5 protein-coding genes are annotated in these 3,276 nt (G+C 70.2%); 2 read left to right on the forward strand and 3 right to left on the reverse strand.

Translation table 11 applies throughout. From position 1 onward, the window contains the following. Positions 1-188, reverse strand: a 188-nt coding sequence (locus VF794_RS15215) for a hypothetical protein (protein WP_331111030.1), incomplete at its 3' end; no start/stop codon positions are given. A gap of 130 nt (positions 189-318) precedes the next feature. Between VF794_RS15215 and VF794_RS15220 the strand changes: the two genes are divergently transcribed. Beyond that, positions 319-1,077, forward strand: a complete 759-nt coding sequence (locus VF794_RS15220) for a Fe-S cluster assembly protein HesB (protein WP_331111022.1) — start codon at positions 319-321, stop codon at positions 1,075-1,077. 94 nt (positions 1,078-1,171) lie between these two features. Continuing rightward, the gene (locus VF794_RS15225) at positions 1,172-1,840 is read left to right on the forward strand and encodes a hypothetical protein (protein WP_331111025.1); all 669 of its coding nucleotides are present in this window, start codon (positions 1,172-1,174) and stop codon (positions 1,838-1,840) included. A gap of 33 nt (positions 1,841-1,873) precedes the next feature. On the opposite strand, the gene VF794_RS15230 is transcribed toward VF794_RS15225, so the two are convergent. Together VF794_RS15230 and VF794_RS15235 are read right to left on the reverse strand one after the other, a co-directional pair. Continuing rightward, positions 1,874-2,680: an MOSC domain-containing protein gene (locus tag VF794_RS15230; RefSeq protein WP_331111026.1), complete on the reverse strand. Its 807-nt coding sequence runs from the start codon at positions 2,678-2,680 to the stop codon at positions 1,874-1,876. A 15-nt stretch (positions 2,681-2,695) separates the two neighbouring features. Next, entirely contained in the window at positions 2,696-3,103 is a 408-nt protein-coding gene (locus VF794_RS15235) for a VOC family protein (protein WP_331111028.1), read from the reverse strand. Between the last annotated feature and the right edge of the window lie 173 nt (positions 3,104-3,276).

The raw sequence follows: 3,276 nt of genomic DNA on the forward strand, positions 1-3,276 counted from the left end.
AACTCCTCGATGGCATGGCGGCGGGAGGCGAGCTGGGCGCGGGCGTCCTCGCGCTCCTGGGCGAAGATGCGCTGGAGGCTCACCAGCCCCCAGGTGAGGGCGAGGAGGCCACATCCGAGGGCGACGAGGGTAGGGAGGAGCCGGCGCAGCATGAGGGCCAGGAGGCGATCCTCATTATACGTGCGCACGCGTGAGGGGTCAGTCGTCGCGTGGGCCCTCGGGCGCCCGCTGGCCCGCCCGCCGGACGGTGGACAGGGGCTCCCCAGGGGGGCAGGGGATGCGAAGGATGAGGGATGACTTCCAAGGTCATCCCCGCCCATGCCATCTCTCCCGTTGCTTCCCGAGGTCTCCTCCGAGCTGAGCGCGAAGGCGCTCCGGGTGCACGAGCGCCTGTGTGCCGTGTACGGCTGCCCCATTCCCTACTTCCGCACGCAGGATCCGCTTGGCGAACTCGTCTCGGCGCTGTTGAGCCACCGCACGCGCAATGCCTCCAGCGGTGCGGCCTTCCGCCGGCTCCGGGAGTGCCTTCCCACCTGGGAGGCGGTACGCGATGCCCCGTGCACGGAGATCCAGGAGGCCATCTCCGCGGTGACCTGGCCCGAGCAGAAGGCCCCTCGCATCCAGCAGGTGCTCCGGCGCATCACCGAGCTGCGCGGTGGCGACCTGTCGCTGGACTTCCTCGGGGCGTTGCCCGTGCGCGAGGCGCGGGACTGGCTGGAGGCGCTGCCCGGGGTAGGGCCGAAGACGAGCGCCGCGACGCTGCTGTTCAGCCGCCTGAGGATGCCCGCGCTGCCGGTGGACAGCCATCACCACCGGGTGGCGGCGCGGCTGGGGCTCATCCCCGAGAGCACCGCCGTGGGGCCTTCGCACCGGCTGCTGGAGGCCCAGCTCCCGGCGGACTGGGACGCCCAGCGGCTCTACGACAACCACGAGGCGTTGATGCTGCACGGGCAGCGGTGCTGCTTCTTCCAGAATCCCGCCTGCCAGCGGTGCGCGGTGCTCGACCTGTGCCCGACGGGTCGGGCCCGGCTCGCCTCGCTCGGAGACCGGCCCGGTCCACTCCAGGGGATGGAGTGACCGCCGCCTGCCTGTGTCGCGTTGCGTCAAAAGGACTTGACGCTGTTGACGCGACGCGTTACCTCTTCTTCGCCCTTCGAGGAGGCAAGAGCTTATGGCGAAGAACAAGACCGTGAAGAACGAGGCGACGGCCAAGGAGGCCGCGGCCCAGACGACGAACGAGACCGTGAAGGCCGAGGCGACGAGCGCCGAGGCGGTGAAGCCCGAGCAGGCGGCCGAGCCGACGGTGGCCCAGAAGGTGATCGAGACGGAGAAGGTGGAGGCGGCGAAGGTGGAGCTGCCGGTGGCCGAGAAGGTGGTGGCGGCGACCACGGCGGCGACCGAGGCGGTGAAGGCCGAGGCGGTGAAGGCCGAGGCGGTGGTGACCGAGGCCGCCGGCCAGGTGGCGTCGTTCGTGAAGGCGCAGCTGGAGCAGGCGCAGCGGCAGTTCGGGGAGCTCGAGGTGGATGCGCAGAAGGTGCTCCAGACGGTGGTGTCGCGCGTCCAGCGGCTGAACGTGAACGAGCTGCGCGGCAACCCCGCCGTGCAGAAGCTGGAGAAGCAGGCGACGTGGGTGGGGGGCGAGGTGCGCCAGCGCTTGAGCGGGTTGCGCAGCCGGATGGTGACGGTGGTGGGCGGCGTGGCGAGCCAGTCGCAGGTGGACGCCATCAACCGCGAGCTGGATCGGCTCTCGCGCAAGCTGGACTCGCTGGTCCCCCCCAAGAAGTCCGAGGCGCAGCCGGTGCAGCAGCCGGAGCAGGCGCAGCCGCGGCAGGCGCAGTAGAACGCGGACCCGCTGAAGACGACGCCCGGAGGGTTACTCGAGGAGCTCCACCGCGTCCCCCACGCGGAGCTCCCCCGGGCGTCGCACGATGACGTTCTGCCCGAACATCACCAGTTTCTTCGGGCCGAGGCGCCGGTAGGTGGTGAGCGTGCGCAGGGGCTCGTTCTGGGGATCGCGCCGGGCCGTCTCCGGATCCACGGTGGTGAAGACGCAGCGGGCACATGGCTTCACCACGGCCAGCTCCACGGCGCCGATGCGCAGCCGCTTCCAGCCGTCCTCGGCGAAGGGGGCGCAGCCGTCCACCACGAGGTTGGGCCGGAAGCGTGCCATGGGCACGGACCGCGGCAGGCGCTGGTTGAGATCCGCCAGCGAGGCCTCGGAGAGGAGCAGCAGGGGGAAGGCGTCGGCGAAGCCCACCTGATCCTCCGGGGTGGCGTACTTCGGATCCACCGGGCGCTGCATCCGGGCGTCCACGTGCACGAGCAGCGCGGGCTGGCCGAGGTAGTCGGAGAGCCACCGGTCCGCCTCGGCCCGGACGCGGGCGGCGGAGCAGGTGTCATCCCACACGGTGACGTCGAGGCGCGGCGCGTCCGCGGGAGGCAAGGGCACCTCGAGGTCCGGCATGTCCGGTGCCGACAGGTGGAGACCCTTCGCCCCGGGGACGGCCCGCACGCGCACCAGGGCGGGGAACTCGCGCCCGGTGAGGAAGGAGCCGTCGGGGCGGACCGCCATCCACCGGCGGTCATGCTGGAGCCCGAGCGGCTCCACGGTGGCGCGGGTCAGCGGCAGACCCGCGCACGACTTGAGGGGGTAGAGGGTGAGGGACGTCAGGGTGGGCACGAGCCCTCTTGTGCCCTATCCCTGCTTGGACTGCACGAGGTTGTACCGGTTGCCGTACAGGTCGCGGAAGACGAGGTCGCGGCCCCAGGGCAGGTCGCGCACGCCCCCGTCGAGGGAGACGCCCGCGGCCTGGAGGGCACGGTGGTCGGCCTCGATATCGTCACTCTCGAGGATGATCATGGCCTGCTTGCCAATCTGCTCCGAGGCGAGCTTCGCCTCCTCACCCTTGAACCAGGTGGACGGGTTGAAGAGGGTGACCTCGAAGTCGGACTGACCGGCCGGCGTGACGGTGATCCACCTCGGGCCACCGGGGCCCATCGGGCTGTCCATCTTCTTCTTGAAACCGAGCTTCTGGGTGAAGAAGGCGAGGGCCTCCTCATCGTTCCTCACATACACGGTGACGTGCGTGACACGCGTAATCACATGACCTCCGGGGTTGGCTGGGGCCGCCGCTTCTAGCCGGTCACCTCCACCGAGTCAAAAGGAGGGGAGCCGAGCTGGCATCCGCGATATTGGCGGACCATCCGGCTTGACGGAAATCGGTGGTCGGCGTTACAACGTTTTCCACGTTGAATGCCGCGCTGAATTGCGGCCCG

This window comes from Archangium sp., from assembly GCF_036389735.1.
Lineage (GTDB): Bacteria > Myxococcota > Myxococcia > Myxococcales > Myxococcaceae > Archangium.

Coding starts and splice junctions, on each gene's coding strand:
- VF794_RS15220 (WP_331111022.1), top strand. CDS start 319: ATGCCATCTCTCCCGTTGCTTCCCGAGGTCTCCTCCGAGCTGAGCGCG.
- VF794_RS15225 (WP_331111025.1), top strand. CDS start 1,172: ATGGCGAAGAACAAGACCGTGAAGAACGAGGCGACGGCCAAGGAGGCC.